We start from the raw sequence: 1,240 nt of genomic DNA, 5'->3' as shown, positions 1-1,240 counted from the left end.
ACATTCCCGCGCATGGCGCGGCGCAGCTTCTCGGGCGAGAGGGCGCGGAACTCGTTCCACTCGGTCAGCAGCACCAGCGCATCCGCCCCCTGCGCCGCATCGAGGGCGCTGGTGGCATAGTGCACCGCGCCCGGCAGCAACGGCTGCGCATGGCCCATGCCGGCCGGGTCGAAGGCGCGCACCGCGGCGCCGGCCTCGACCAGCCGCGGCACCATCACCAGGCTCGCCGCGTCGCGCATGTCGTCGGTCTCGGGCTTGAAGGTCAGGCCGAGCACCGCCACCACCTTGCCCGCGAGACTGCCGCCGCAGGCCGCTACCACACGGTCGGCCAGCGCCGCCTTGCGCGCCTCGTTCACCGCGATCGTGGTCTCGACGAGGCGCACCGGCGCGCCGTGGTCCTGCGCGGTCCGCGCCAGCGCCAGGGTGTCCTTGGGAAAGCAGGAGCCGCCATAGCCCGGGCCGGGGTGGAGGAACTTGCGGCCGATCCGGCCATCGAGGCCCATGCCGCGCGAGACGTCGTGCACATCCGCGCCGACCCGCTCGCAGAGATCGGCGATCTCGTTGATGAAGGTGATCTTGGTCGCCAGGAACGCGTTCGCCGCGTACTTGATCAGCTCGGCCGTCTCGATCCGGGTCGCCAGGATCGGCACCTCGATCAGGTTCAGCGGCCGGTAGAGCCGCCGCAGCACCGCCAGCGCCCGCTCGCCGCCCGCGCCCGCCATGGTGCCGATCACCACCCGGTCCGGGCGCATGAAGTCGCCGATCGCGCTGCCCTCGCGCAGGAACTCGGGGTTCGACGCCACCTCGATCGCCAGGTCCGGCCGTGCCCGGCGCACGATCTCCTGCACCTGCCGCCCCGTTCCCACCGGCACCGTCGACTTGGTCACCAGCACCAGCGGGCCCTGCGCGGCGCGGGCCACCTGCTCGGCCGCGGCATAGACGTAACTGAGGTCGGCATGGCCGTCGCCGCGCCGCGAGGGCGTGCCGACCGCCAGGAAGACCGCATCCGCCCCGCGCACCGCCTGCTCGAGCTCGGTGGTGAAGCTGAGCCGCCCGTCGCGGACATTCTCCGCCACCAGCGCATCCAGCCCGGGCTCGTAGATCGGGATCCGCCCCGCCCGCAGCGCCTCCACCTTGGCCGCGTCGGTGTCCACCAGGCAGACCTCGACGCCGAACTCGGCAAAGCAGGCACCCGACACCAGGCCAACATAGCCGGCGCCGATCATCGCTATGCGCATCG

Annotated in this window: 1 protein-coding gene; it reads right to left on the bottom strand. The window is 72.5% G+C overall.

Annotated elements, in window-relative coordinates; translation table 11 throughout:
• The coding region (locus tag Q7A36_RS39960; RefSeq protein ID WP_305109351.1) for a UDP-glucose dehydrogenase family protein at positions 1-1,238 on the bottom strand (1,238 nt) is incomplete at its 3' end.
• Positions 1,239-1,240 lie beyond the last annotated feature (2 nt).

The organism is Paracraurococcus lichenis, from assembly GCF_030657435.1.
Taxonomy (GTDB): Bacteria; Pseudomonadota; Alphaproteobacteria; order Acetobacterales; family Acetobacteraceae; genus Paracraurococcus; species Paracraurococcus lichenis.
Note: the sequence above shows the minus strand (reverse complement) of the source record. Positions and strands in the feature narration are given on the sequence as shown.